General features: G+C 67.6%; 18 protein-coding genes. 6 read left to right on the top strand and 12 right to left on the bottom strand.

What is annotated here, in order from left to right; translation table 11 throughout:
- Positions 1 to 11 precede the first annotated feature (11 nt).
- The gene (locus B9N97_RS26215; RefSeq protein WP_085090787.1) at positions 12 to 2,648 is read right to left on the bottom strand and encodes a methyl-accepting chemotaxis protein; all 2,637 of its coding nucleotides are present in this window, start codon (positions 2,646 to 2,648) and stop codon (positions 12 to 14) included.
- Positions 2,649 to 2,984: 336 nt separating this feature from the next.
- Between B9N97_RS26215 and B9N97_RS26210 the strand changes: the two genes are divergently transcribed.
- The 3 genes from B9N97_RS26210 to B9N97_RS26200 are packed head-to-tail and all read left to right on the top strand — an operon-like array spanning position 2,985 to position 9,206.
- Positions 2,985 to 4,133: an FIST signal transduction protein gene (locus tag B9N97_RS26210; RefSeq protein WP_085090786.1), complete on the top strand. Its 1,149-nt coding sequence runs from the start codon at positions 2,985 to 2,987 to the stop codon at positions 4,131 to 4,133.
- Between the two features lie 4 nt (positions 4,134 to 4,137).
- Positions 4,138 to 8,079 carry a PAS domain S-box protein gene (locus B9N97_RS26205; RefSeq protein WP_085090785.1) on the top strand — a complete coding sequence of 1,314 codons (3,942 nt, stop codon included), beginning with the start codon at positions 4,138 to 4,140 and terminating at the stop codon, positions 8,077 to 8,079.
- Positions 8,076 to 9,206 (top strand): HD-GYP domain-containing protein, encoded by a 1,131-nt coding sequence (locus tag B9N97_RS26200; RefSeq protein WP_085090784.1) that lies wholly within the window; start codon positions 8,076 to 8,078, stop codon positions 9,204 to 9,206. The genes B9N97_RS26205 and B9N97_RS26200 overlap by 4 nt, the downstream gene beginning before the upstream one ends.
- Positions 9,207 to 9,221: 15 nt before the next feature.
- On the opposite strand, the gene B9N97_RS26195 is transcribed toward B9N97_RS26200, so the two are convergent.
- A complete protein-coding gene (locus B9N97_RS26195) occupies positions 9,222 to 10,013 on the bottom strand; it encodes a DUF2076 domain-containing protein (protein WP_085090783.1) in 792 nt (263 codons plus the stop codon).
- 376 nt (positions 10,014 to 10,389) lie between these two features.
- Here B9N97_RS26195 and B9N97_RS26190 point away from each other — a divergent pair, with 376 nt between their 5' ends.
- From B9N97_RS26190 to B9N97_RS26180, 3 genes are read left to right on the top strand one after another with little or no spacing between them, the layout of a single operon-like run.
- The gene (locus B9N97_RS26190; RefSeq protein ID WP_244560933.1) at positions 10,390 to 11,067 is read left to right on the top strand and encodes a chemotaxis protein CheX; all 678 of its coding nucleotides are present in this window, start codon (positions 10,390 to 10,392) and stop codon (positions 11,065 to 11,067) included.
- Positions 11,048 to 12,943 (top strand): sensor histidine kinase, encoded by a 1,896-nt coding sequence (locus B9N97_RS26185; RefSeq protein WP_085090781.1) that lies wholly within the window; start codon positions 11,048 to 11,050, stop codon positions 12,941 to 12,943. The genes B9N97_RS26190 and B9N97_RS26185 overlap by 20 nt, the downstream gene beginning before the upstream one ends.
- Positions 12,940 to 13,341: a response regulator gene (locus B9N97_RS26180; protein ID WP_085090780.1), complete on the top strand. Its 402-nt coding sequence runs from the start codon at positions 12,940 to 12,942 to the stop codon at positions 13,339 to 13,341. Before B9N97_RS26185 ends, B9N97_RS26180 begins: the two co-directional genes overlap by 4 nt.
- 22 nt (positions 13,342 to 13,363) lie before the next feature.
- Here B9N97_RS26180 and B9N97_RS26175 read toward each other — a convergent pair whose 3' ends face one another.
- The 10 genes from B9N97_RS26175 to B9N97_RS37060 form a co-directional block, all read right to left on the bottom strand.
- On the bottom strand, positions 13,364 to 14,221 hold the full coding sequence (locus B9N97_RS26175) for an oxidoreductase (RefSeq protein ID WP_085090779.1): 858 nt from the start codon (positions 14,219 to 14,221) through the stop codon (positions 13,364 to 13,366).
- Between the two features lie 114 nt (positions 14,222 to 14,335).
- Positions 14,336 to 16,144: an ABC transporter ATP-binding protein gene (locus B9N97_RS26170; RefSeq protein ID WP_085090778.1), complete on the bottom strand. Its 1,809-nt coding sequence runs from the start codon at positions 16,142 to 16,144 to the stop codon at positions 14,336 to 14,338.
- Positions 16,145 to 16,430: 286 nt separating this feature from the next.
- Positions 16,431 to 18,548, bottom strand: a complete 2,118-nt coding sequence (locus tag B9N97_RS26165; RefSeq protein ID WP_085090777.1) for a YgiQ family radical SAM protein — start codon at positions 18,546 to 18,548, stop codon at positions 16,431 to 16,433.
- Between the two features lie 191 nt (positions 18,549 to 18,739).
- Positions 18,740 to 19,324, bottom strand: coding sequence for an MFS transporter (locus B9N97_RS36480; protein ID WP_348520099.1), 585 nt, complete (start codon positions 19,322 to 19,324; stop codon positions 18,740 to 18,742).
- Positions 19,325 to 19,327: 3 nt separating this feature from the next.
- A complete protein-coding gene (locus B9N97_RS36475) occupies positions 19,328 to 19,987 on the bottom strand; it encodes an MFS transporter (RefSeq protein WP_244560931.1) in 660 nt (219 codons plus the stop codon).
- A gap of 234 nt (positions 19,988 to 20,221) precedes the next feature.
- On the bottom strand, positions 20,222 to 20,797 hold the full coding sequence (locus B9N97_RS26155; RefSeq protein ID WP_085090776.1) for a TMEM175 family protein: 576 nt from the start codon (positions 20,795 to 20,797) through the stop codon (positions 20,222 to 20,224).
- A gap of 17 nt (positions 20,798 to 20,814) precedes the next feature.
- A complete protein-coding gene (locus tag B9N97_RS26150; protein WP_085090775.1) occupies positions 20,815 to 21,531 on the bottom strand; it encodes a YoaK family protein in 717 nt (238 codons plus the stop codon).
- Positions 21,532 to 22,013: 482 nt separating this feature from the next.
- A complete protein-coding gene (locus tag B9N97_RS26145) occupies positions 22,014 to 23,345 on the bottom strand; it encodes an ISNCY family transposase (protein ID WP_085083673.1) in 1,332 nt (443 codons plus the stop codon).
- An 869-nt stretch (positions 23,346 to 24,214) separates the two neighbouring features.
- Positions 24,215 to 24,727, bottom strand: a complete 513-nt coding sequence (locus B9N97_RS26140; protein ID WP_432264213.1) for a phosphate ABC transporter ATP-binding protein — start codon at positions 24,725 to 24,727, stop codon at positions 24,215 to 24,217.
- Positions 24,643 to 25,006: ATP-binding cassette domain-containing protein (locus tag B9N97_RS37060; RefSeq protein ID WP_432264208.1), on the bottom strand; the 364-nt coding region annotated here is incomplete at its 5' end. The genes B9N97_RS37060 and B9N97_RS26140, both read right to left, overlap by 85 nt.

The raw sequence follows: 25,006 nt of genomic DNA, 5'->3' as shown, positions 1-25,006 counted from the left end.
CCGCAGACCGGTCAGCCGGCCCGCATGTGGTTGACCAGACTGTCGACCTGTGACCCCAGCGACCGTACCTCGTCGGCGACGGTGGAGGAGGCGGTCAGCACGCGGGTGGCGGATTCGCCGGACTCCGCGGCGGCGCGGGCGACGGAGTCGATGTTGCGGCGGACATGCTGGGTGCCGTCGGCCGCCTCGCCCACATTGCGGGCGATCTCGCGGGTGGCGGCACTCTGCTGCTCGACCGCGGCGGCGACGGTGGCGGCGATCTCGTTGATCTCGCGGATGGTGCCGGCGATGGAGCGGATGGCGTCCACCGCCTCCTGAGTCACCGACTGCATCGCCTGGATCTGGCTGGAGATCTCCTCCGTCGCCTTGCCGGTCTGGTTGGCCAAGCTCTTGACTTCGCTCGCCACCACGGCGAAGCCCTTGCCGGCTTCACCGGCGCGTGCCGCCTCGATGGTGGCGTTCAGCGCCAGCAGGTTGGTCTGGCTGGCGATGTCGTTGATGAGCTGCACCACCTCGCCGATCTTGTTGGCGGACTGCGACAGGCCCTCCACCGTGCGGTCGGTGCGTTCGGCCTCGGTCGCCGCCTTGCGGGCGATCTGGCTGGAGGCGTGGACCTGGCTGCCGATCTCCTGGATCGAGGCGGACAGTTCCTCCGTCGCCGCGGCCACTGCCTTGACGCTGCCTTCGGCCTGCTGCGAGGTGCTGGCCGCGGTGGCCGCCTCTCCGGTGGTGGCCTCGGCGTTGCGGGTCATGCGCTGGGCCATGTCCTGCATTTCGCCGGCGGCGCGGGCGACGCGATCGAGCACGCCGCGCACGCTGCTCTCGAAATTCTCCGCCATCTCGACCATGGCGCGGCGGCGCTCGCCGGCGGCACGGCTGCGTTCGGCTTCGGCGCGGGCGTTGGCCGCGCTTGCTTCGTTGGCCGTGTCGCGGAAGACCATCAGGGCGCGGGTCATGTCGCCGATCTCGTCGGAACCGGCGTTGGGAATCGGCGCGTTCAGGTTGCCGGCGGCGATCGCCCGCATGGCGTCGGACAGTTGGCTGATGCGCGCGACGATATTGCGGCCGACGACGAACCACGCCAGCGCGGCGGCACCGATCAGGCTGGCGACCGCGAACAGGATCAGCATCTTGCGGCCGGCCGACAGCGCGTCGGTCGCCCCGGCGGCGGCGGTGTCCGCCTCCTGCTTCATTGCGGAGATCTGGTCGTCGACCATGCCGGCGAACTGCCGGGCGATCTGGCGGTTCTCCGCCAGGACCTTCTCGTTCTCCTCAGCGGCGGCGAGTTCGGAGCGGCGCAGCTTGAACAGGCTGTTGTCGCCCTTGCCGAAGCCGGCCAGGACCTCGGCGCTCTTGACCAGCTTCGGCAGCCCGTCGTCGCCGCTGGTCTGGAGCGCCTTCAGCCGCTCCTCCATCGCCTTGGCGGCGGTGGTGAAGCGGGTTTCCAGCATCGTCAGCCGTTCGGCATTGGGTGCCTGCGTCGCCTCGTTCAGCGCGCCGACGGTGGCGGCGGCGTAGGTCGACAGTTCAAGATAGCTGCGGAAGCGGGCCAGCCCCTCTCCCAGCAGATCCTGCATGGAGTCGCGGGTCTGTGAGCGGACGTTGACGCTCGACAGTTTGATCTCCGCCTTAAGCCGCATCAGCGGCGATTCCATCTGCTCCAGCAGGGAAGCTTGCCGCTTTGCGGCGTCGGCCAGGACCGTCCCGATCTTCTGACGCAAGGCGTCGCGCTCGGCGCTGCCGACCGGCAACTCCAGAAGCTTGCGGCGCATATCGAAGACGCCGGTGTCGCCGTCGCCCAGCAGGAAGAAAGCGTCCAGCCCGTCGGAGGCGTCCTTGCTCAGGCGGCTGCCGATCTGCGCGGTGGCGCTGACGATGCGGGCGGCCGATTCCAGATAGCTCTGCTGGTGCTGGGTGACGGCGAAGGCGGTCTCCGCGCTCCCGGCGCGGGTCAGGGACTCCGACGCCACGCCCAGGTCGCCGCGCACCTCATACATGGTGATCAGGGAGCGGACGGCGTCGCCCAGCGCGTTCATGTCGCGCTCGGTGCTGCTGTCCAGGGTCTCGCCCTTGCTGCGCAGGGTGGCGCCGGCCCGCTCGGTCAGCGGGGCGAGGTTTGCAAGGAAGGCGTCGTAGGATTTCGCCAGATCGATGGCCATCGCCTCGCGCGTGCCGCGGACGGACAGGCGCTGGTTGGCCGCGGCGTTGCCGTGCTCCAGCGTGGCGATCAGCCCTTCGGTCTTGCTGCGCAACTCGCCAATCCGCGGGTCGCCGGACCGATGGGAGGCCAACTCCTCCACCAGGGCGCCCAGCGTCTTGCCGTTGCCCATGATCTCGCCATAGACGCGCTCGCGTTCGCTCTGGCTTTCCGCGGCGGCCAGCACCGGGGCGGCGGCGGCGATGCCGCTGCTCTCGCCGGACAGGCGCTTCGCCAGTTCCATCTCCGGCAGGCCGGTGCCGACGATCTGCGTCAGCGGTCGTTCCACCGCCGAAAAGGACGTCAGCCCCACGATACTGGCGGCGACCGTCATGCCGGCCATACCGGCAAAGGCGAGCAGAAGCTTGCCCCGTACGCCCATCCGTCTGCCGCGTGGAGTGCCGTCCTGGCGGTCCGGCATCATGGTGTCGTCGCGAACGTCCATCGTCATAATGCGTCCTGCTCCCCCGCAAATGTCTTAAGGTCGGGCTTTTTGCCCGTTTTGTTCGTTTCTGCCGGCCGCGGACCGCTCCCCCACTCCCGGGGATTGGTTCCGATCCGCACTGCTTGGCAGTCCAACCATACCGCAGTGTGGTTGACAGATCCTTACGGGGGAACTCTCATTTTCTGCCATTCCCGGTTCTAACCGCTTCGGATTACGGCCATCCGAGGGTAGGAGGTGCGTGCGTCATTATGACCATCCGCCACCCCCGAACGTTATAGGGCCTCTTCCCGACTCCGGCCGCGTGATAGTCTGCCCCGGAAATCATCGGCAAGGGGGAGAGGCATGCGGGTCTGGCAGGCGGCATTCGCACCTCCGGCGGCGGAGCCGGCTCCACAGCCGGCCGATCTCGTCCTGGTCTTCGGTTCCGTCGAAGTCTTCGACGAGCCGGACCTCGCCGCCCGGCTGGCTGAGGCATTCCCCGGTGCCGTGATCGCCGGATGCAGCACGGCGGGCGAGATCGCCGGCGATGCCGTGCTCGACGGGTCCTGCACCGTTACCGCCATCTGCTTCGACCGTGGCGGCCATGCGGTCGCGGTCGAAGCGGACATCGCCTCTGCCGACGACAGCCAACGGGCGGGGGAAGCGCTGGGAGAGGCGCTTGTTGCCCGTCCCGGCCTGTCGGGGGTCCTGCTGTTCGCCCGCGGCGTCGGCGTGAACGGCAGCGCGCTGATCGACGGGCTTTCCTCGCGCCTGCCGCCGGGCCTTCCGGTGTCGGGCGGGCTGGCCGGCGACGGCGGCGCCTTCGTCCGAACGCTGGTGCTCGGTCCGTCCGGCGTGTCCGACAGCCGCGCGGTGGCGGTCGGACTTTACGTCGGGGACCTGCATCTCGGCCTCGGCTCCGTCGGCGGGTGGGAACCGTTCGGGCCGGCGCGCAAAGTGACGAAGGCCGTCGGCAACCTGCTGCTGCAGCTGGACGGCGAACCGGCGCTGAACGTCTACAAGCGCTATCTCGGCGACTATGCCCGCGACCTGCCGGCGTCGGGCTTGCTGTTCCCGTTCGAACTGCTGAACGGCAACCATGATTCCGTCGGACTGATCCGCACCATCCTCGGCATCGACGAGGCGGCCGGCGGCCTGGTTCTGGCCGGCACCGTGGAGGAAGGCTTCTTCCTGCGGCTGATGCACGCCAGCACCGACGGGCTGGTCGATGGGGCGGAGCAGGCCGGCGCCATCGCCGCCGCCGCCGCCGCCGGCAAGGCCGGGGGCGGGGCGGAGGCGGACCGGCTCGCCCTTCTGGTCAGCTGTGTCGGGCGCAAGCTGGTGATGGGCGACCGGGTGGAGGAGGAGGTGCAGGCGGTGGCGGACCGGATGGGCCCCGGCGCGGTGCTGGCCGGCTTCTATTCTTATGGAGAGATCGGACCGATGCGCGATCTGGTCGATTGCCGGCTGCACAACCAGACGATGACGGTTGCCCTGCTGACGGAACGCTGACCGCATGCACCGCCTGCTGCAAAGCCAGTTCAAGCGGGTGCTGGGCCTGCCGACCGCCGAGGCGGCGAATTCCGTCCTGGCGGAACTGAGGGCGCTCGCCGGCACCCCCGGGCTGTCGGCCGACGCGGTGCGGATGCTGGACTCGCTGCCGGCGCTGTTCACCCGCATCGGCCAAAGCTACGAACAGGCCGACCGCGACCTGACGCTCAGGGCGCGCAGCCTGCAGCTGAGTTCGGAGGAACTGGCCGACACCAACGAGCGGCTGCGGCGCGAGGCGGCGGCGCAGGCCCATGCCATCCGCCGGCTGCGCGGCATCGCCAACAGCCTGCTGCGGGCGGACGGCCGTCCCGAGCTGCCGGATTCCGCCGACAGCGGGCCAACCGACAGCCTGGAACGGCTGAGCCAGCTGATGGCTGGACTGGTGGAGGAACGCTCTGCGGCGCAACGGGCGCTGGAGCAGCAGAAATTCGCGCTCGACCAGCATGCCATCGTCAGCATCACCGACCACCGCGGCATCATCACCTACGCCAACGACAAGTTCTGCCAGATCAGCGGCTATTCCCGCGAGGAACTGCTGGGCCGGTCGCACCGCATCGTCAATTCCGGCCGCCACCCCTCAGGCTTCTTCGCGGAGATGTGGCACACCGTCATGGACGGGCAGGTCTGGCACGGCGAGATCTGCAACCGCACCAAGGCGGGCGAGGAGTATTGGGTGGCGGCGACCATCGTCCCGCTGCTGACCACCGACGGCCAGCCGCACCAGTACATCGCCATCCGCACCGACATCACCGAACGCAAGCGGATGGAGGCGGAGCTTGAGGACAGCCGCCGCTTCCTGCAGAGCATCACCGACAGCATGGGCGAGGGCGTCTTCTCGCTGGACCGCAACGGCTTCTGCACCTTCCTGAATCCGGAAGCGGAGCGGCTGCTGGGCTGGTCGCTGGCGGACCTGCGCGGCATCACCCTGCATGACGCCGTGCATTACAAGGACGGCCAGGGACGACCGGTCCCAGGCGAGGATTGCGCGGTGCTGAACACCGTCCGCCGCGGCGAGATTCATCGTTCCGAAACCGACCATTTCGTCCGGCGCGACGGCACCATCTTCCCCATCGCCATCACCGCGGTGCCGCTGCGCGAGGACGGCCGAATCGTCGGTTCCGTCACCGTCTTCCAGGACATCACCGAACGCCAGCGCATGCTGACCGCCCTGCAGGAGAGCGAGGAACGGCTGACGGTGGCGCTGGACGCCTCGAACACCGGGCTGTGGGACTGGAACCCGGTGACCGACCACGCCTATTTCTCCGACCGCTGGCTCGGCATGCTCGGCTACGCCCCCGGCGAACTGCGGGGCAACGGCGCCACCTGGCTGGGGCTGCTGCATGAGGGCGACCGGGAGCGCGTGCTGGCGACGCTGGAGGACCATGTGGCAGGCCGCGCCCCGGTCTACGAGGTCGAGTTCCGCATGCGCCACAAGTCGGGCGCCTGGGTCTGGATCCTGTCGGCCGGCAAGGTGACGGAGCGCGATGCGGACGGTCTGCCCACCCGCATCACCGGCATCCACAAGGACGTGACCGACCGCAAGCGGACCGAGGACGAACTGGCCCGCGCCAAGGAGGAGGCCGACCGCGCCAACCGCCAGAAGAGCGACTTCCTGGCCAACATGAGCCACGAGATCCGCACGCCGATGAACGCGGTGATCGGACTCAGCCATCTGATGATGAAGACGGAGCTGTCGCCGCGCCAGCGCGACTATCTGGACAAGATCCACGCCTCCTCGCGCAGCCTGCTCGGCATCATCAACGACATCCTCGACTTCTCCAAGGTCGAGGCCGGGAAGCTGACGATCGAGGCGATTCCCTTCCACATCGGCGACGTGCTGCAGGAGGTGGCGACGGTCGTCCTGCCCAAGGTGCGGGAAAAGGGGCTGGAGCTGATCGTCGACCTGCATGGCGGCGTGCCGGGCACGCTGGTGGGCGATCCGCTGCGGCTGGGTCAGGTGATCCTGAACCTCGTCTCCAACGCCGTGAAGTTCACGGAGCGGGGCGAGGTGGTGGTGACGGTGGGCGGGCGCATCGGCACCGGCGACGATTACCGGCTGGAGGTGGAGGTCTGCGACACCGGCATCGGCATGTCGGCTGAGCAGGCGGCTGCGCTGTTCCGCCCCTTCACCCAGGCGGACAGCTCCACCACGCGGCGTTTCGGCGGCACCGGGCTTGGGCTGGCGATCTGCCGGCAGTTGGTGGAACTGATGGGCGGCGGGGTGTCGGTGGAAAGCCGGCCGGGGGAAGGGAGCATCTTCCGCTTTTCCATCCGCTGCCGCGTCGCGGCCGGCGACACTGGCGACGACCGGCTGCCGCGCGACCTGATGGAGCGGCGGGTACTGGTGGTGGACGACAGCGACGCCGTGCGCTCCATCCTGACCGACATGCTGGAACGCTTCGGTCTGACCGTGGAGTCGGTCGGCGACGGCTGGTCGGCGCTGCGCCGTTTGGAGGAGGGGCAGGCCGGGGTGAAGCCGCCGGTGGAACTGGTGGTGCTGGACTGGCGCATGCCGGACCTCGACGGGGTGGAAACGCTGCGCCGCCTGCGGGCCCTGCCCGGCGCCCAGCCACCGGTGGTGATGACCACCGCCTATGGCGCCGACGGGGTGCAAGGGGCGCTGGATGAGGCGCTGGACGGATCGCTGGACGGACTGGCAAGCCCCGCCGGGCCGGTCGCCGCCGTGCTGGAAAAGCCGGTGACGCCGTCGGCCATGTTCGATTCGGTGATGACGGCGCTGGGCGGCGCGGCCCGGCCGGCCGATACCGCACGCCGGGTGAACGACCCCGCCCAGTCGACCGAGCTTTCGGCGCTGGTCGGGCGCAGCGTTCTGCTGGTGGAGGACAATCCGGTCAACCAGCAGGTCGCCTGCGGCCTTCTGGAACTGGTCGGCATCGAGGCGACGGTGGTCGGCAGCGGCGAGGAGGCCCTGCAATGCCTGCGCGAGGTGAAGTTCGACCTCGTGCTGATGGACGTGCAGATGCCGGGGCTCGACGGCTATGAGACGACGCGGCTGATCCGGCGCGAGCTGGAGCTGTCGAGCCTGCCGATCATCGCCATGACCGCCCACGCCATGGCCGGCGACCGCGAACGCTGCCTCGATTCCGGCATGAACGACCATGTCTCCAAGCCGATCGATCCGGACACGCTGTATACGGCGCTCGCCCGCTGGCTGAAGCCGGTGCGCGGGATCGGGGGTGCCGCGGCCGGACCGGCCGTGATGCCGGCCGCCGCCGTGTCGGCCGCCCCGGCGCTGCCCGACAGCCTGCCGGCGCTCGACCTCGCCGTCGCCCGGCGCAACGTGAACGGCAACCTCGCCCTGCTGCGCCGGATCCTGATCGATTTCGCCGCCACCCACGAGGGAGAGGCCGTACGCCTGGCCGCCGCGGTGCGGGAGGAGCGCTGGAAGGACGTGCTGCGGCTGTCCCATACGCTGAAGGGCACCGCGGCCACGGTCGGCGCCATGGACCTGTCCGCCCTGGCGGGGCGGATCGAAGCCGGCGCGATGACGGTGCCGCCGGTCCTGGAAGACGGGGTGCTCGACCGGCTGGCCGATGCGCTCGCGCTGGTGGTGGAGGGGATCGGCACCCTCGGACGGCCGGCGGCGGACAGCGTCCCGGCGGCGGGGCCGCCTGTTGCGCCGCCATGCTCGGCGGCCGGGCTGCCGCGCGACATGCTGCGGGCGGCCCTGCCGCTGGCGGACCGGCTGGGCGGCCTGCTGATCGCCGGCGATCCGGAGGCGGGGGATCTGGCCGATGCGCTTGCCCGCCTGCTGGCCGGCAGCCCGGTGGCGCAGTTGGCGGAGCGGGTGAACCGCCATGCCGGCGCCTTCGATTTCGACGACGCGGCCACCGCCCTGACAGACCTGCGCGACCGCCTGCGTGACTGGAGAGAGACCGCGACATGAGCTTGCCGAACCCGGTTGCCCTGCCGAACGGCGAGAAGCCGCGCATCCTGGTGGTCGACGACGAGCCGATCAACCTGAAGGTCATGGCCGACCTGCTGCGCGACAGCTATGGCCTGATCGTGGCGAAGGACGGGCCGCAGGCGCTCGCCCGTCTGGCCGGCGATCTGCTGCCCGACCTGATCCTGCTGGACGTGATGATGCCGGGCATGGACGGGGTGGAGGTCTGCCGGAAACTGAAGGAGGACTCCCGCACCCGCGAAGTCCCGGTGATCTTCATCACCGCCATGGGGCAGGTCCATGACGAGACCCGCGGGTTCGAGGTCGGGGCCGTCGACTACATCACCAAGCCGATCTCGCCGCCGGTGGTGCTGGCCCGCGTCCGCACCCACATCGCGCTCCGCGAGGCGCGCCGCGCGCTCGCCGACCAGAACCGCCAGCTGGAGGACCGGGTGGCGGAGCGCACGCGCGACCTGCTGCGCGCCCAGGACGCCACCATCCGCGCCATGGCCTCGCTGGCGGAAACCCGCGACAACGAAACCGGCAACCACATCCGCCGGACCCAGAACTATGTGCTGGCCCTCGCCCTGCATCTCAGCCGCGATCCGCGCTACGCCGGCCGGCTGGACGAGGAAACCATCGAGCTGCTCTACAAATCGGCGCCGCTGCACGACGTCGGCAAGGTCGGCATCCCGGATTCGATCCTGCTGAAGCCGGGCAAGCTCAGCGACGACGAATTCCATGTGATGAAGACACACGCCGCGCTGGGCCACGACGCCATCTTCGCCGCCGAAGGGCAGGCGGAGATCGCGTTGGCCGGCGAAAGCTCCTTCCTGCGCATCGCTCGGGAGATCGCGCACGGCCACCACGAGCGCTGGGACGGCACCGGCTATCCCCAGGGACTGGCGGGGGAGGCGATCCCGCTGTCGGCCCGGCTGATGGCGGTCGCCGACGTGTATGACGCGCTGATCAGCCGCCGCTGCTACAAGCCGCCCTTCCCGCACGAGAAGGCGGCGACGATCATCCGCGAAGGCAGCGGCAGCCACTTCGACCCCGCCGTCGTCGCCGCCTTCACCGCGCTGGAGGACGAGTTCATGGACATCGCCAGCCGCTACCGTGACGAGGAGTGACGGCGCGATTCCCCGCTAAATCCAGGAATCGTCCCCACCACCGCTGCCGCCATCGTCGAAGGACGAATCGTCATAGGACACATCGTCGGCCGGCGGCGGGTCGGGGTCGTAGGAGGCGTCCTGCGCCGCATCCGGCGCCGAGTCGCCCTGCGGCCCCTGGTCGTCGCCGTAATAGTTGTTGTTGATGACGGTCTCGTTGATCGTCTCGCCGCCCAGGGGCTGGGCCATCGCCGTGCCGAAGGGGCCGGGCGAATGATGCAGCAGGGAGGAGATGGCGCTCGCCGCCAGCATGCCGCCCGCCACCCCCGCGGCGGTCTGCGCCGCCCCGGCGAAGAACCCGCCGCCGCGCGGGGCCATGCCCTGCTGCGGGAAGGGGGGCGGGCTGTATTGCTGCTGGGGATAGGCCGCTCCCGGCGCTGCGCTCCAGGGGCTGCGGCCGGCAACCGGCTGTGCTTGCGCCGGCTGCGAATAGGACGGGGCAGGGGGAGGCTCGGCGCCGCGGCTCCACGGGCTGCGGCCGATGCCGAGCGCGTTCGACAGGAAGCTGCCGCCGGATTGTGCCGGCTGGGCCGGGCGGTCGCGCAGTTGCCGCTCCAGCTCCTCGATCCGAGTCTGGGCCGCGGTCAGCGCCTGCTGCTGCACCAGCACCGTCTGCGCCATGTAATAGGACGACAGCGGCTGGTCCTGGACGGCGCGGCGGATGAAGTCCTCCGCTTCGGCGTCGCGCGGCTGGGATTGCTGCTGCGTTTCCACCTCGCGCAGGCGGCGGAACAGGTCGGACAGAAGGGTGCGTTCCTCGGGGGTCATCGACGTCTCCTAACATGGCGCCCAACGCGAGGGACGCCACCCCTTGATGTGGAGTCACCATACCCCACCGGACAAGTCCTAAGTTGGGCGACCCCGCTCCCGGAATCCGTCCCGCCGCTCGACGTGGACTTGGTCATTTCGTTTCAAGGCACCTGCAACATTGCGCTAACGCGCCAGCAACTTGCCGAACATTCCGAACGCGGTTCTTTGGATGGTGAACTGTTGGCCTGACCATTGTGGGAATAGGGGCGGCTATATCGGCTATGGCGTCGCCGGCTTAACATATGACATTGACGGGGGTGCCTTTTTCGAGACCGATAGGCCACATTTGTGATGCGACCGCCCGGCGGCGCCGGTTTTGAAGCCGAGACCAAGAATGAACAGGCGCCGAGAGATGGTGGAACTGACCGACCTGGAGCGCGATGCGCTGACCGAGTTGGTGAACATGGGGGTCGGCCGCGCCGCCACCCATCTCAGCCGCATGGTCAACGACCAGGTCCTGCTGTCCGTGCCGACCGTGGACATCGTCAGCCGGCAGGAGGCGTCGGATTTCCTGACCGCGCGCGAACGCCACGGGCTGGTGGCGGTGGAGCAGCAGTTCCAGGGCTCCTTCGACGGCCGCGCCATGCTGATCTTTCCAGAGGCCAACAGCCTGGAGCTGGCCCGCGCGGTGCTGGGCGGCGACCTGACCCTGGCGGAGATCGTCGATCTGGAGCAGGACGCCCTGGCCGAGATCGGCAACATCATCCTGAACGGCTGCCTCGTGGTGGTCGCCAACGCGCTGAGGGACCGGCTGACCATCTCGTTGCCCGCGGTGCTGCGCGGCGACGGCGCCAACATCCTGACGGACAAGGCCGGAGGCGCGGACGAGCTTGTGCTGTTCCTCTACATCGATTTCACTATTCGCAGCCGCAGCATCCGCGGTTACATCGCCCTGCTGATGGGGGTATCGTCCCTGCAGTCGCTGAAGCAGCTGATTCATGCCTTCATCGAAGGCATCGCGTCCGAAGAACCCTCATCCGCCGGATCGTCGCATGGCTCCCAGATTGCCTGAACAACCCACCTGGGCGCTCGATGTCCTTGGCGCGCTGGATGCCGGCATCCTGCTTCTGGACCGCCATTGCCGCGTCCTCTACTGGAACGGCTGGATGGAGCAGGCCTCCACCCTGACGGCCAGGGAGATTCTGGGGCACGACCTGTTCGACGCCTTGCCGAACCTGCGCGAATCGCGTCTGCATATCGCCGTGCGCGACACGCTGGCCACCGGCGCGCCCGGCGTGCTGTCGCACACTCTGAACCCGATGCTGTTCCCGCTGCGCCTGGCCGACGGGCGGCGGATGGTCCACAATGTGGTGATCCGGCCGCTGCCGTCGAATGCGCAATCCCCCCATTCACCGGTGGCGGGCAGCGAGGCACGCTGCCTGATCCAGGTGACCGACGTCACCGCGTCGGTGAACCGCGAACGGGTTCTGCGCGAACAGCGCGACGCGCGTTACCGCGCCATCGTCGACACCGCCCCCGACGCCATCATCACCACCGACACCCGCGGCATGGTGCAGTGGATGAACGGCACCGCCACCCGCCAGTTCGACTACCGCCCGGACGAGTTGATCGGCCAGAGCGTCACCGTGCTGCTGGGCGACGACGCACCCGACTGGATCGCCATGGCTGAGCGCAGCGGACCGGGCACCGCCGGCAGGGACGCCGCCACCCAGCCGGTGGAATTGTCCGGCCGGCGCCGCGACGGCAGCCATATCGACCTCGAATTGTCGATGGCGCGCTGGGAATCGGAAGGGCGCAGCTTCATCACCGGCATCCTGCGCGACATCACCGAACGCCGCCGCACCCGGGAGGAACTGCGGACCAGCGCGCTCGCCATGCGCCAGCTGGCCGAACAGACCAAGGCGACTCTGGACGCGCTGCCCGCCTTCATCGCCGTGCTCGACCGCTCCGGCCATATCGTTTCGGTCAATCGCGCCTGGGCCGAAGCCGGGCCGGAGACCAGCTTCCTCGGCCAGGGCTGCATCGTCGGCGACGATTACCTCGACCATTGCGGCCGGGGGGAGACCGTCGACCCGCGCGCCGACGGCGTGATGGAGAGCTTGCGCACGCTGCTGGGCGAGGGCGGCCCGCCGGTGTCGGCCGAGTACGTCACCAACTCCCAGCACTGGTTCCGCTGCCTCGCCGCCCCGATGCCGGCCGGTCCTTTCGGCGGCACGGTTCTGATGCACATCGACGTGACGGAGATCAAGTCGATGGAGGCGGCGCTGCGCAAGCTGGTCGGCCAGAAATCGACCCTGCTGCGCGAGGTCAACCACCGCGTCAAGAACAGCCTGCAGTTGGTCTCCAGCCTGCTGACGCTGCAGACGCTCAGCCTGCCCGACGAACGGGTGCGGGTGCATTTCCAGGACGCCCGCAGCCGGATCGAGGCGATCGCCCGCGTCCACAACCGGCTCTACCAGGCCGACCAGTTCCAGACCATCGAGTTCGGCACCTACCTGAACGAGCTGTGCGAGGATCTGGCGCGTGCGTCGGGCGGCGAGAGCATGTGCGACATCGTCGTGCGGTCGGACGTGATCGATCTGCCGATCGACCATGCCGCACCGCTCGGCCTGATCGCGAACGAGCTGATCACCAACGCCGTCAAGCATCGCGGCGATGAGCCTGCGCGGGTAACGGTAACCTTCATGCGCGAGGGCGACGACCTTGCCCTGACCGTTTCCGACCGCGGTCCCGGGCTGCCGTCCAACTTCGACATCCGCAAAAGCCGCAGCCTGGGCATGCGCCTGATCTCCAGCCTCGCCGGCCAGATCCGGGCCAGCGTCGACATCGACACCACGGCGCAGGGCACCACCTTCCGCATCGAACTGCCGGTGCCGGACGAGGTGCCGCTTCTCGAAGCGACCTCCGCCGAGGAGATCGGGGGATGAAGATCCTGCTGGTCGAGGACGAGGTGCTGATCGCGCTGGAACAGCAGCTCTATCTGGAGAATGTCGGCCACAGCATCATCGGCCCGGCGATCACCGCGACGGAAGCGGTGGAGATCGCCGCGGCCGACAAGCCCGATCTGGCGCTGGTCGACGTGCATCTGGGCATGGGCACCAACGGCATCGATGCCGCGCGCGGGCTGACGAAGCTGGGCGTACCCTGCCTGTTCATCACCTCGTTCCGCGACGAGCTGAAGAAGGACGGCCCGCTGACCGGCATCGGCTGCCTGCCCAAGCCCTTCACCGAAAGCGGCCTGATCGCCGCCGTCGACGCCGCCCGCGCCATATTGGCGGGGGAGACGCCGCGCAACGTGCCGCAGACGATGGAACTGTTCGTGTAAGGGGAGGGGGCGATACCCCCCGTCACCCCGCATCGGGAAAATCAGCCCCCAGCGTGGTCTTCTCCCAATTGTCGATCTCGTCCAGCACCGACCGCAGCTTGCCACGCACGCCCTCGAGAGCCGGACGGCCGAGCACGAGGCGGAGCGGCGGGTTCTCGGCCGTCACCGCGGTGATGATCGCCTCGGCCGCCCGCACAGGATCGCCCGGCTGCTTGCCGCTGTAGCCGGAGATCTGCTTGCGCCGCGCGCCGGAGGTCTGCTCATAGTCATCGATCCAGGTCGCCGACTGCTTCAGAGACCGCCCGGCCCAGTCGGTGCGGAACGGTCCCGGCTCGACGATCAGCACATGGATGCCCAGCGGCGCCACCTCCTTCGACAGGGATTCCGACAGCCCCTCCACCGCGAATTTGGTGGCAGCGTAATAGCCGGAGCCGGGAAAGCCGATCATGCCGCCCTGGGACGAGATGTTGACGATATGGCCGGCGCGGCGCGCCCGCATCCCCGGCAGCACGGCCCGCGTCACCGCGGCCAGCCCGAAGACGTTGGTTTCGAACATCGCGCGGATCTCCGCGTCCTCCCCTTCCTCGATGGCGGAGAGATAGCCGTAGCCGGCATTGTTCACCACCACGTCGAGCCGACCGAACGCCTCCTCCGCCTCGGCCACGGCGCGGGTGACCTGGGCTTGGTCGGTGACGTCCAGCGCGATGGCGCGCCCGCGGTCGCCATGGCCGGCCAGCAGATCATCCAGCTTGCGCGGGTCGCGCGCCGTCGCGGCGACGCGCCAGCCCTTCTCAAGCACAAGCTGGGCAAGTTCGCGGCCAAAGCCGGTCGAACAGCCGGTGATGAACCAGACGGGCGTGTCGGTGGTGTTTTCTGCCATGACGACTCCTGCGGTCTTTCATGATGCGCCGTTGTCGGCGATGTGAACTGGTCGCCAGGGACATACGCCGACGTACCGACGCGGCCACCCCACCTTTCGACAGGGGGGCGGTCGTCAACCGCCGATCCGGCGGATCGGCTCCGGCGCCGATTGCTGTTCGAACAGGCGGCGGTAGAGCCCGCCCGGTCGGCGGAGCAGGGCGGCATGGCTGCCTTCCTCCGCCACCCGGCCCTGGTTGAAGACCAGGATGCGGTCCAGCGTGCGGACGGTGGACAGGCGGTGGGCGATGATGATGGCGGTGCGGCCCTGCATCAGCCGCTCGATCGCTTCCTGGATCAACGCCTCCGATTCCGAATCCAGGCTGGAGGTCGCCTCGTCCAGGATCAGGATCGGCGCGTCGGCCAGGAAGGCGCGGGCCAGCGCCACCCGCTGACGCTCGCCGCCCGACAGCTTGACGCCGCGCTCGCCGACCAGCGTCGCGTAACCCTTCGGCAGGCGGGCGATGAAGTCGTGGGCGTTGGCGAGCCTGGCTGCCCGTTCGATTTCCGCCATCGATGCGCCGGGGCGGCCATAGGCGATGTTCTCCGCCAGGGTGCGGTGGAACAGGATCGGCTCCTGCGGGACGATGGCGATTTGCGAGCGCAGCGACTGCTGGGTCGTCGCCGCCACCTCCTGCCCGTCGATCAGAACGCGGCCGTCGGTCACGTCGTACAGGCGCTGGATCAGCTTGACGAAAGTGGTCTTGCCCGAGCCCGACGGACCGACCAGCCCCACGCGTTCGCCCGCCCTGATGGTCACGGACAGCTCGCGATAGAGCGGGGTGGTGTGGCCGCCATATTGGAAGGTGACGCGGTCGAAGCGCACCTCGCCCGCTCCGATGCGGATCGGTGCGGCATCCGGCCGGTCCTCCACCCCCAGCGGTTCGGCGTGGATCGCCACCAGCTCCTCCATCTCGTTGACGGAGCGCTGGAGGTGGTTGATGTGCATGCCGATGTCGCGCAGATAGCCGTGCACGACGAAATAGGTGGTCAGCACATAGGCCACGTCGCCCGGCGTCGCCTGACCGCGCCACCACAGCCACAACGCCGTCGCCACCACGCTGCTGCGGATCAGCAGCAGCACCGCCAGCTGCACGGTGCTGTGGCGGGTGTGCCGGGTCCAGGTGCGGTGGGTGCGGCGGCTCCACTTGTCGACCACGCCGGCCAGCCGGTCGTCCTCGCGCGGTTCGGCGCCGAAGGCCTTGACCACGGCATTGCAGCCGATGGCGTCGGCCAGCGTTCCGCCCAGTTTCGTATCCCAGGCGTTCGACAGCCGGGCGGCCGGCGCGATGTAGAGGGTGGAGAACATCACGGTCATCGCGATGTAGACGGCAGTGCCGAGCGCGATGACCAGCCCCATCGCCGGCCAGTGCAGTCCCAGCGTCACCATCGTGCCGATCAGCACGACCAGCGACGGCCACAGCGCCAGCAGCAGCGTGTCGTCCAGCGTATCGAGCGCCCACATGCCGCGGGTGATCTTGCGCACCACCGACCCGGCGAAGCTGTTGGCATGCCAGTCGGTGGAAAAGCGCTGGATGCGGTGGAAGCTATCCTGCCCGACATCGGCCATGATGCGCAGGGTAAAGGGGATGACGCCGCTCCAGGCGATGTGGCGCATTACCACCATGCCGACTCCCAGCGCCACCATGGCGCCGAAGGAGGTCAGTGCGGCATGCAGCGCCGCGTCGCGGTCGCCCGGCAGCAGCGTCAGCGCGTCGACCAGCCGGCCGGCGAAAAGCGGCATGAAGACGTCGGCCAGCGTCGACAGGGCGATGGCCCCGGCGATGCCGACGGCCAGCGGGGTCTGGCGGCGCCAGTGACGGAAGGTGAAGGCCAGAACGCTGCGGATGGCGTTCGGGCGCGGGGTGCGTTTCGACAGAGCCATGGGTTCCAACCGGGGCAGGGCCGGCCGTAAAGGCGGCGGCGCCGTTGGGGGAAATGCGGGATTGACAGGTGCGGGGCTTCAGGCAGCCGGCGCGAAGGCGTTATGCGGCGTTAGATGCGCTCTCTTCCCGAGTGGCATGGGTTCGAGGCACGAAGAACCAGCCTGAACAGCGACAACTGCGCGTCATCCCCGCGAAGGCAGGGATCCAGTGTTCCCGAAGCGACCGCTCCGGAAAGGCTGGATTCCCGCCTTCGCGGGAATGACGACCGAAGAAGTCCTTGGAACGCTACCGGCCCTTCAAATTCGTCTGGCGTGGCTTCATGCCGGAAGGCTTGCCTCCAACCCCGGCCGGTTTCGCCCCCGGCGGCTTTCCCACCGGCGGCACCACGCGGCGCCCCTGGCCGGCCTGCTGGGTCAGGAAGGTCTTGCCTTTCGGTCCCTTCTCCCGCGGCTTGGCGGTGGCGCCGACCGGTTGCCAAGCCGGGATCAGATGCTCTTCGCCCGGTCCGATCAGGTCCTCGCGGCCCATGCGTTTCAACGCCTCGCGCAGGATCGGCCAGTTCTCCGGATCGTGGTAGCGCAGGAAGGCCTTGTGCAGGCGGCGCTGCTTCAGCCCCTTCGCCGACGACACCATCTCCGACCCGACGCGGCGCACCGGGCGCAGGGGATTGCGCTCGCTGTGGTACATCGCCGTCGCCAGCGACATCGGCGAGGGTAGGAAGGTCTGCACCTGATCCGCCTTGAAGCCGTTCCGCTTCAGCCACAGGGCGAGGTTCATCATGTCCTCGTCCGTCGTGCCGGGATGGGCGGCGATGAAGTAGGGGATCAGGTAGAGCTTCTTTCCCGCCTCCTTCGCCGCCTTGTCGAACATCCGCTTGAACTCGTCATAGGCGCCCATGCCGGGCTTCATCATCTTCGCCAGCGGACCCGGCTCGGTGTGTTCCGGGGCGATCTTCAGGTAACCGCCGACATGGTGGGTCACCAGCTCCTTCACATATTCCGGATTGCGGACGGCGAGGTCGTAGCGCAGCCCAGACGCGATGTGGATCTTCTTCACCCCCGGCACCGCGCGGGCCTTGCGGTAGAGCTGGACCAGCGAGGAATGGTCGGTGTTCAGGTTCTTGCAGATGTCCGGGAAGACGCAGGACGGACGCCGGCAGACCGATTCCGTCTCCTTGTCCTTGCAGGCGAGGCGGTACATGTTGGCGGTCGGCCCGCCCATGTCGGAGATGACGCCGGTGAAGCCCTTGGTCTTGTCGCGGATATGCTCGATCTCGCGCAGGATCGACCCTTCCGACCGGCTCTGAATGATGCGTCCCTCATGCTCGGTGATCGAGCAGAAGGAGCAGCCGCCGAAGCAACCGCGCATGATGTTGACCGAGAAGCGGATCATCTCCCAGGCCGGGATGCGCGCGTCGCCGTAGGACGGGTGGGGCGCACGGGCGTAGGGCAGGTCGTAGACGCCGTCCATCTCGTTGGTCTCCAACGGGATCGGCGGCGGGTTCAGCCACACGTCGCGGTCGCCGTGGCGCTGGACCAGCGCGCGGGCGTTGCCGGGATTGCTCTCCTGGTGCAGCACACGGCTGGCATGGGCATAGAGCACCTTGTCGGCCGTAACCTGCTCGTAGCTGGGCAGGCGGACCACCATGCGGTCGGCCCCGGCGGCGCGCGGCGACACCGTTGCGGCGGGGTCGTCGATGGAGCTGCTGTCGACCACGGTCCAGCCTTCCGGCAGGGACGAGCGCATGATGGCGGTGCCGCGGATGTCGGTCATCGCCTTGGGCGATTCTCCATTCAGCGCACGCTGGGCGATCTCGATGATGGCGCGTTCGGCGTTGCCGTAGACCAGCATGTCCGCCTTGGAATCGACCAGGACGGAGCGGCGGATCTTCTCGCTCCAGTGATCGTACTGGGCGATGCGGCGCAGGCTCGCCTCGATGCCGCCCAGCACGATGGGGACATCCTTGAAAGCTTCGCGGCAGCGCTGGGAATAGACGATGACGGCGCGGTCCGGCCGCTTGCCGCCCTCGTCGTTCGGCGTGTAGCTGTCATTGTGGCGCAGGCGGCGGTCGGCCGTGTAGTGGTTGACCATCGAATCCATGTTGCCGCCGGTCACGCCCCAGAACAGCCGCGGCTTGCCCAGGATCTTGAACGGCTCCGCACTGCTCCAGTCCGGCTGGGCGATGATGCCGACGCGCAGCCCCTGCGATTCCAGCAGTCGGCCGATGATCGCCATGCCGAAGCTGGGATGGTCGATATAGGCGTCGCCGGTGACGACGATGACGTCGCACTGGTCCCAGCCCAGCCGGTCCATTTCCGCACGCGACATCGGCAGGAAGGGCGCCGCCTTGGGGCGCACGCTCCGGTCCGGGCGGTGGGCGAACAGGTTGGGGGCCGCGAGCATCGCGTTCTCCGGGTCTCTATCAACAATGCGGATGGATAAGCCTACAGTCTTACCTTGTCGGCCGGCAAAATCCCACCGCTGATAACGCAGCGGAGCAATGGGACATTGTGCGGGGTGGCGCGACAGCTATGTGGGACGCCCCACAGCCGGTGCAAGGGCCGGCCATGGGTCAGGAGGGCAGGGGGTAACGTTCAGGCGGCGACGCCGTCCGCCCCCACCGCCCGCCCGTTGCGGCGCGCCACCACCCAGCCGATCAGCGCGCCGGCCAGCAACACCAGCGCCGCAATCAGGAAGGCGGCACCCGGGAGCGGAAACAGCGGTTCGCTGCCCACCGATGCGGAATAGACCGCCCCGAAGAAGACCGGCGACAGGATGCCGGCGACGCTGGCCACGCTCATGTTGGCGCCCTGCAGCTGACCCTGCTCCGACGGGCTGACCCGTTGCGTCATCAGCGACTGGATGGTCGGCATCGCCAAGCCCCACAGCGCGTTCGGCAGGATGGCGAGTGCGAACCAGCCGCCGGTCGGCGCCAGCCCCATGCAGGCCAGCCCGGCGGCCCCGCCGAACAGGCCGACGACCATCGTGCCGCGATCGCCCAGCCACGTCACCATGCGCGAGACCACCAGCCCCTGCATGACCATGTCGAGCGCGCCGACCACCGCCAGCAGAAGCCCGACATCCCAGGCGCTCCAGCCATAGCGGTGCGCGGCATAGAGCACGAAGACGGCCGGGAAGACCTGGTGGGAGACATGAAGCATGAAATTGACCGCCGCCAGCCCCTACAGCTCCGGGTGCGAACGCAGCAGGCGCAACGCTCCGAACGGGTTTGCCCGGCGCCAGGAGAAGGCCATGCGGCGATCATGCGGCAGCGATTCCGGCAGCACCACCAGACCATAGAGGAACGCCAGCCCGCTGAGCAGGCCCGCCCCCCAGAAGGGTGCCCGCGGCGAGATCTCGCCCAGCAGGCCGCCCAGCAGTGGACCGGCGATGAAGCCGGCGCTGAACGCGGCACCGATCAGACCATAGGCGCGCGCCCGCTGCTCCGGCGGCGTCACGTCGGCCATGTAGGCGAAGACGGTGGTGAAGCTGGAGGAGGTGATGCCGGCGACCGCCCGCCCGACCACCAGCCACCACAGGTTCGGCGCCACCGCCATCAGCACATAATCCGCCGCCAGCCCCAGCGCCGACAGCAGGATCACCGGCCGCCGCCCGAACCGGTCGGACAGCGATCCGATCACCGGGGAGCAGAAAAACTGCATCAGCGCCCACAGCGCGATCAGCGCACCATTGATGGTGCCGGCCTGGGTGTCGGCTCCGGCGAATTGCTCGATCAACGCCGGCAGCACCGGAATGACGATGCCCATCGCGACGATGTCGAGCGCCGCGGTGACGAGAATGAAGGCCGTCGCGGCTTTGCGCGGACGAAGAACGGCAGACATGGAAAAGACCTTCAGGAACAACGAGGTTTAAGGCGCCCGAACAGGGCGCGGGCGCGCCCCGGCCAGAGAGGGCAGGCCGGGCGGCATCGCGCAGTGAAGCATCATCATAGGCTGTGTGCAGCCCTTTGTGAAGCGAAATATTTCCGACCGCGGATATGTTTTGCCGACGCACGCGGCGCAGCCGGCTTGCTCGCCACCGCCATCGGCAAAATCATGCATGCGCTGATCGCTTCGTCATCCCTCCAAGGTGCGTTCGATCCGGCGGTCCGGCACCAGCCACAACAGGATCACCAGGACATACAGCAGGATGGACAGCCATTGCAGGATGAAGGCCGCCGGAATGGCCAGCACATAGATGGCTATGCTGATTTTTCCCTTCAGATCGGTCCCGACGGCACGGGCCACCGCCGACTCCCGGCCGCCGCAGGCGATGATCGCCCGTTCGGTCAGGCTGTAGCCGACCGCCGCCATGCCGAGGACGACGCCATAGGCCGCCGTCGCCACCGGCGAGAACGAGCTGTCGTCGAGCCAGCGGATGACGAAGGGCACCAGCGACAGCCAGAACAGCAGGAACAGATTAGCCCACAGAACCCGCCCGTCGATCCGCGTGGTCGCCTGCAACAGATGATGATGGTTGTTCCAGTAAAGTCCGACATTGATGAAGGACAGCACATAGGCCAGCAGAATGGGAACACGCTCGGTCAGTGCGGCGAGACTTCCGTCGGCCGGCACCTTCAACTCAAGCACCATGATGGTGATGACGATCGCCAGCACCCCATCGGTGAACGCCTCCATCCGGCCGGCCTTCATGATCGATCTCCGGAGCGTCAGGCTGCCGCCGGCGCGGCAGCGACGGGGTGAAGCGCGCAGACTGCGGTGCCGGCCAACACCAGAGCGCCCACGACGACCAGGGGTAGCACCAGTCCGCTCTGCATCACCATGACGGCGCCGATGGCAGCCCCGAGGAAGATCGCCGCCACGCTGGCCAACCGCCTGCCGAGGTTGATGTTCGCTCCGCCGGCGAGACTGGAATCGGCGGCCACCCCGGTCAGGGTCAGGGTCAGAACCGTCGTGGTGAGGTCGGGAACCTTCAGTTGCCGTACGGTTCCGTTCCGGAAGCCCATGGCAAACCCGGTCAGGGCGATGATCGCATAGATGCCGAACGCCCTGGATTGCTCCCCGACATTGGGGTCGGTGTCGAAGCCGGCAGCGACGACCGCCGCGATCCAGAACAGCGACGTTTCGAACAGCGCGGAGGCCAGCAGCCAGTGCCGCATCGGCCGTCCCGCCAGCGTCCTGCCGAGCCGTCCGGCGATCAGCGCCCCGGTAAGGAAGGAGGCCAGCGCCGTCACCGCCGGCACGACCAGAAAGCCCGGCGTTCCCACCGCGGCGAAGCCGAGAAAGACGATGTTGCCGGTCATATTGGCGGTGAAGACCTTGCCCAGACCAAGAATGCTGATGGCATCGACCAGCCCCGTCGTCACCGACAGGAGCAGCAGAAGCCATGGCAGGGGAGAAGTGCCGCTTGCAGCCGGTGCGGACATTGTCGTCGCCTTCCCAATGAAACAGGTGGGGGGAGCGACAAAGTCTGTCATCCACGCGATTCCGGTCTTGTCGGTTCGCGGCCGGTTTGGAAAAATCTGCACATCCTGCCGATGCGGCGGAATTCTTGGTACCGGCACAATGTCATCACGGGACTGACAGTTCTATGTTGCGCCGGATTGACAGTTTAGCTTTGCGCCTACAAATTTTGTTGCAACCGGATAGAAATGTCAGTGGTTTGCGCAAAGTAGGAATGTCAGTAGGTCAGGCTTAGGCTTGACGGTGTGTCGGGGGGGCGGCCTTTTTCGGCATATCTGGCATGGATGCGTTTGGGATCGGCTCGGCGGCGCGGTCAAGCCCCATCGCCGCTTTGCGGTGCGCCGCAGGCGCAGGGCTTGACGGCGGCGACGATCGCCGAGCCATCATCCTGCTGCCAGAAATGCCGGCCGCATCGGGTCTTCAAGTCGGGGGCAAACACCTGCGGTCAGTCGGCCGCGCAGGCACTGTCGGGTGGTCCGCCCTGCCGCTTGCGCCGGCCTGTCTTGCGGTAGCCGGTCTTCTCGCTGTTGGTCTTCACCCGAGGTGGAGGTCGGCTCTCCTGCATCTCCTTCACCTGGGCCAGCACCGCACTCAGCCGCTTGTTCTCCACAACGTCGGCCTGGGTGACCCGCTGGTCCTTGTCGAAGGCCCGATAAGACAAGGCCACCCCCTTCCATCGCACCTCCAGACGGCCATCGGCGAAGGCGTAGGTGTCGACATACTGGCCAACCAGCCCCCGCGTCAGCTCCGTCTCCTCCAGCATGATCAGCTTGCGCTCGTAGGACAGCGTCAGCTGCTGCCCGACATGGCGCTGTTCGCGCCAGCACAGCACCTGGCGCAGCCGATCCGGCGCGATGTTCAACGGCCGGTGCAGATCGTCCGGCCGGGAAGGGGGCAGGGCAAAGCGGGCGTTGAAGCGCTCGACGAAGCCGGGCAGGAAGGCGTTGCCCGCCTCGATGCCGGTGATGCCGGCCAGCCGCAACTCCTTCACCAGCCGGTCCTGCAGCGTCCGGTTCACCCGCTCGACCCGCCCTTTGGCTTGGCTGGAGTTGGCACACAGGATCTCGATGTTCAATTCCGCCAAGGCCCGGCCGAACTGCGTCATGCCCTGGCCACCCTTCGCCTCGCGCTGTGGAACCCGGAACACCGTGGCTTTGTCCGAGTAGAAGGCCAACGGCCGGCCATGGGCGTTCAGATAGCCCTCCAGCGCCTCGAAGTAGGAAAAGGCGCTCTCCGATTGAGCGAAGCGAAGCTGCATCAACTGGCCTGTCGCATCGTCGATGAACACCAGAAGCGTGCAGGGATCGGCGCGATCCTCGAACCAGCGGTGCTCGCTGCCGTCGATCTGGATCAACTCGCCGAACCGCTCGCGGCGCAGCCGGGGAGGGTGGAACTGCCGGCGCTGCCGACGCGACAACCACAGACCAGCGTCCGTCATCCACTGGCGCAACGTCTCGCGCGAGACCGTCAGCCCATGCTTGTCCCGCAGCAGTTCCGCCGCCAGGGTCGGGCCGAAATCGCCATACCGGCTGCGAACCAACTCCAGCGCCCGCTCCCGCACATCATCGCCAAGCCGCCGGTTCGATGGACGGCCGCGCCCCCGGTGAACCAAAGCACCGCCGCCACCGGCCTTGTAGCGCGCCAGAAGCCGCCACACCTGACGCTCGCTCAAAGCCAGAACCGACGCCGCCGATCCGATCCCACGGCGACCGCTCAGCACCTCGCCGAGAACCTCGACCCGTTGCAAGTCCCGTTCGCTCATCGTGATCCAGCCCATCGCCAGCCTCCCAGCCGTCGAAAACCGGATGGAAGACTGACACTTCTATGTTGCGCTGGACTGACATTTTAGCTTTGCGCCTACAAATTTTAGACGCATAAGCATGATTATGGAAAAATCGCGGCACAAGCAAGGGATGCCGGGTAGTCTTCGGGCCCGTGGTGAGTGCTTCCTTCCCCAACCGCCGCGCAGTGACCTTGCCTGCCCTACGTCTTGTCGAACTTTCTCGTCGCAGCTATATTCAGATGCAGGTGGCGGCGTACTGTAAGAGATGCCGGGTAGCCTTCGGTCCGTGGGCGTGTCTCTCTCCCCAGCCGCTACCTTCTCAGCAGCCATGACGAACCAATATTCCGCGCATTCGTATGTTGCGATCTGGTCGTTGTTGGACCGACGCAGAGACTGCAAATACACTTCTCTGCGGTCTACAGTCACTTTGATGACTGCGCACCACCAAGCCGAATCGTGGTGTGCCACAATCACGTGTCTTTCACGATCCTCTCTGACCTCACCCTGGTCCAGGATCGATTGAAGACGTGCGAACGCTTCGGCTGTCCATCTGTGCTTTTTGTGGCTGTCCCGGGTCTCCGACGATAGGAACACGCGGGTCGTCTTGGCGCCAAGATGCCTTTGAATATCGGCGGGGAGCAGCGCCACGACGACGATGCCGGAAGCATCCGAAGCAAGAAAGTCCTTCACGCCGCCGGTGTCCCGCCATCATGCTGACTGGGCGGAGCCTACCTTACTTGCAAATCGCACGGAAGACGGCGGTTGAGCTGATGCGTGCCGAGAACAGCCCCCGGTATGTCCCGCATCAAGATTTTGCGCCGCCGGCCCTTCCCAAGCGCGGGAAGAACCGGCGGCGCAAAACGTCAGCCGAAGCGGCCGGTGATGTATTCGGACGTCTTTTCCTTGGTCGGATTGGTGAAGATCTCTTCCGTGTTCCCGAATTCGATCAGCTCGCCCAGATACATGAAGGCGGTGAAGTTGGAGATGCGGGCCGCCTGCTGCATGTTGTGGGTGACGATGGCGATGCAGTAGTCGGAACGCAGCTCGTCGATCAGCTCCTCGCACTTGGCGGTGGAGATGGGGTCGAGCGCCGAGGTCGGCTCGTCCAGCAGCAGGACCGACGGCTTCACCGCGATGGCGCGGGCGATGCACAGGCGCTGCTGCTGGCCGCCGGACAGGCTCATGCCGTTCTGGCGCAGCTTGTCCTTCACCTCGTCCCACAAGGCGGCGCGGCGCAGCGAGAACTCCACCCGCTCGTCCATGTCGGCGCGGGACAGCTTCTCGTACAGCTTCACGCCGAAGGCGATGTTGTCGTAGATCGACATCGGGAAAGGCGTCGGCTTCTGGAACACCATGCCGACGCGGGCGCGCAGCAGGTCAGGTCCTGCTTGGGCGACAGGATGTTGTGACCGTCCAGCAGAACCTCGCCGGTGGCGACTTGCTTGGGATAGAGGTCGTACATCCGGTTCAGGATGCGCAGCAGGGTCGACTTGCCGCAGCCCGACGGGCCGATGAAGGCGGTGACCTGACGGTCGTACAGCGGCAGCGAGATGCTCTTCAGCGCCCGGTAGCCGTCATAGAAGAAGTCCAGGTTGCGGACGCTGATCTTCTCGGCAGGCCGGCGCCGGCGATCGGGCGTTCGGCAGCGGTCCCGG

The sequence above is a fragment of the Azospirillum oryzae genome, from assembly GCF_900177515.1.
Lineage (GTDB): Bacteria > Pseudomonadota > Alphaproteobacteria > Azospirillales > Azospirillaceae > Azospirillum > Azospirillum oryzae_A.
Note: the sequence above shows the minus strand (reverse complement) of the source record. Positions and strands in the feature narration are given on the sequence as shown.

Bases quoted from the DNA above. Each gene is read 5' to 3' on its own strand.
- B9N97_RS26215 (WP_085090787.1), bottom strand. From the start codon at position 2,648: ATGACGATGGACGTTCGCGACGACACCATGATGCCGGACCGCCAGGAC.
- B9N97_RS26210 (WP_085090786.1), top strand. From the start codon at position 2,985: ATGCGGGTCTGGCAGGCGGCATTCGCACCTCCGGCGGCGGAGCCGGCT.
- B9N97_RS26205 (WP_085090785.1), top strand. From the start codon at position 4,138: ATGCACCGCCTGCTGCAAAGCCAGTTCAAGCGGGTGCTGGGCCTGCCG.
- B9N97_RS26200 (WP_085090784.1), top strand. From the start codon at position 8,076: ATGAGCTTGCCGAACCCGGTTGCCCTGCCGAACGGCGAGAAGCCGCGC.
- B9N97_RS26195 (WP_085090783.1), bottom strand. From the start codon at position 10,013: ATGACCCCCGAGGAACGCACCCTTCTGTCCGACCTGTTCCGCCGCCTG.
- B9N97_RS26190 (WP_244560933.1), top strand. From the start codon at position 10,390: ATGAACAGGCGCCGAGAGATGGTGGAACTGACCGACCTGGAGCGCGAT.
- B9N97_RS26185 (WP_085090781.1), top strand. From the start codon at position 11,048: ATGGCTCCCAGATTGCCTGAACAACCCACCTGGGCGCTCGATGTCCTT.
- B9N97_RS26180 (WP_085090780.1), top strand. From the start codon at position 12,940: ATGAAGATCCTGCTGGTCGAGGACGAGGTGCTGATCGCGCTGGAACAG.
- B9N97_RS26175 (WP_085090779.1), bottom strand. From the start codon at position 14,221: ATGGCAGAAAACACCACCGACACGCCCGTCTGGTTCATCACCGGCTGT.
- B9N97_RS26170 (WP_085090778.1), bottom strand. From the start codon at position 16,144: ATGGCTCTGTCGAAACGCACCCCGCGCCCGAACGCCATCCGCAGCGTT.
- B9N97_RS26165 (WP_085090777.1), bottom strand. From the start codon at position 18,548: ATGCTCGCGGCCCCCAACCTGTTCGCCCACCGCCCGGACCGGAGCGTG.
- B9N97_RS36475 (WP_244560931.1), bottom strand. From the start codon at position 19,987: ATGTCTGCCGTTCTTCGTCCGCGCAAAGCCGCGACGGCCTTCATTCTC.
- B9N97_RS26155 (WP_085090776.1), bottom strand. From the start codon at position 20,797: ATGAAGGCCGGCCGGATGGAGGCGTTCACCGATGGGGTGCTGGCGATC.
- B9N97_RS26150 (WP_085090775.1), bottom strand. From the start codon at position 21,531: ATGTCCGCACCGGCTGCAAGCGGCACTTCTCCCCTGCCATGGCTTCTG.
- B9N97_RS26145 (WP_085083673.1), bottom strand. From the start codon at position 23,345: ATGGGCTGGATCACGATGAGCGAACGGGACTTGCAACGGGTCGAGGTT.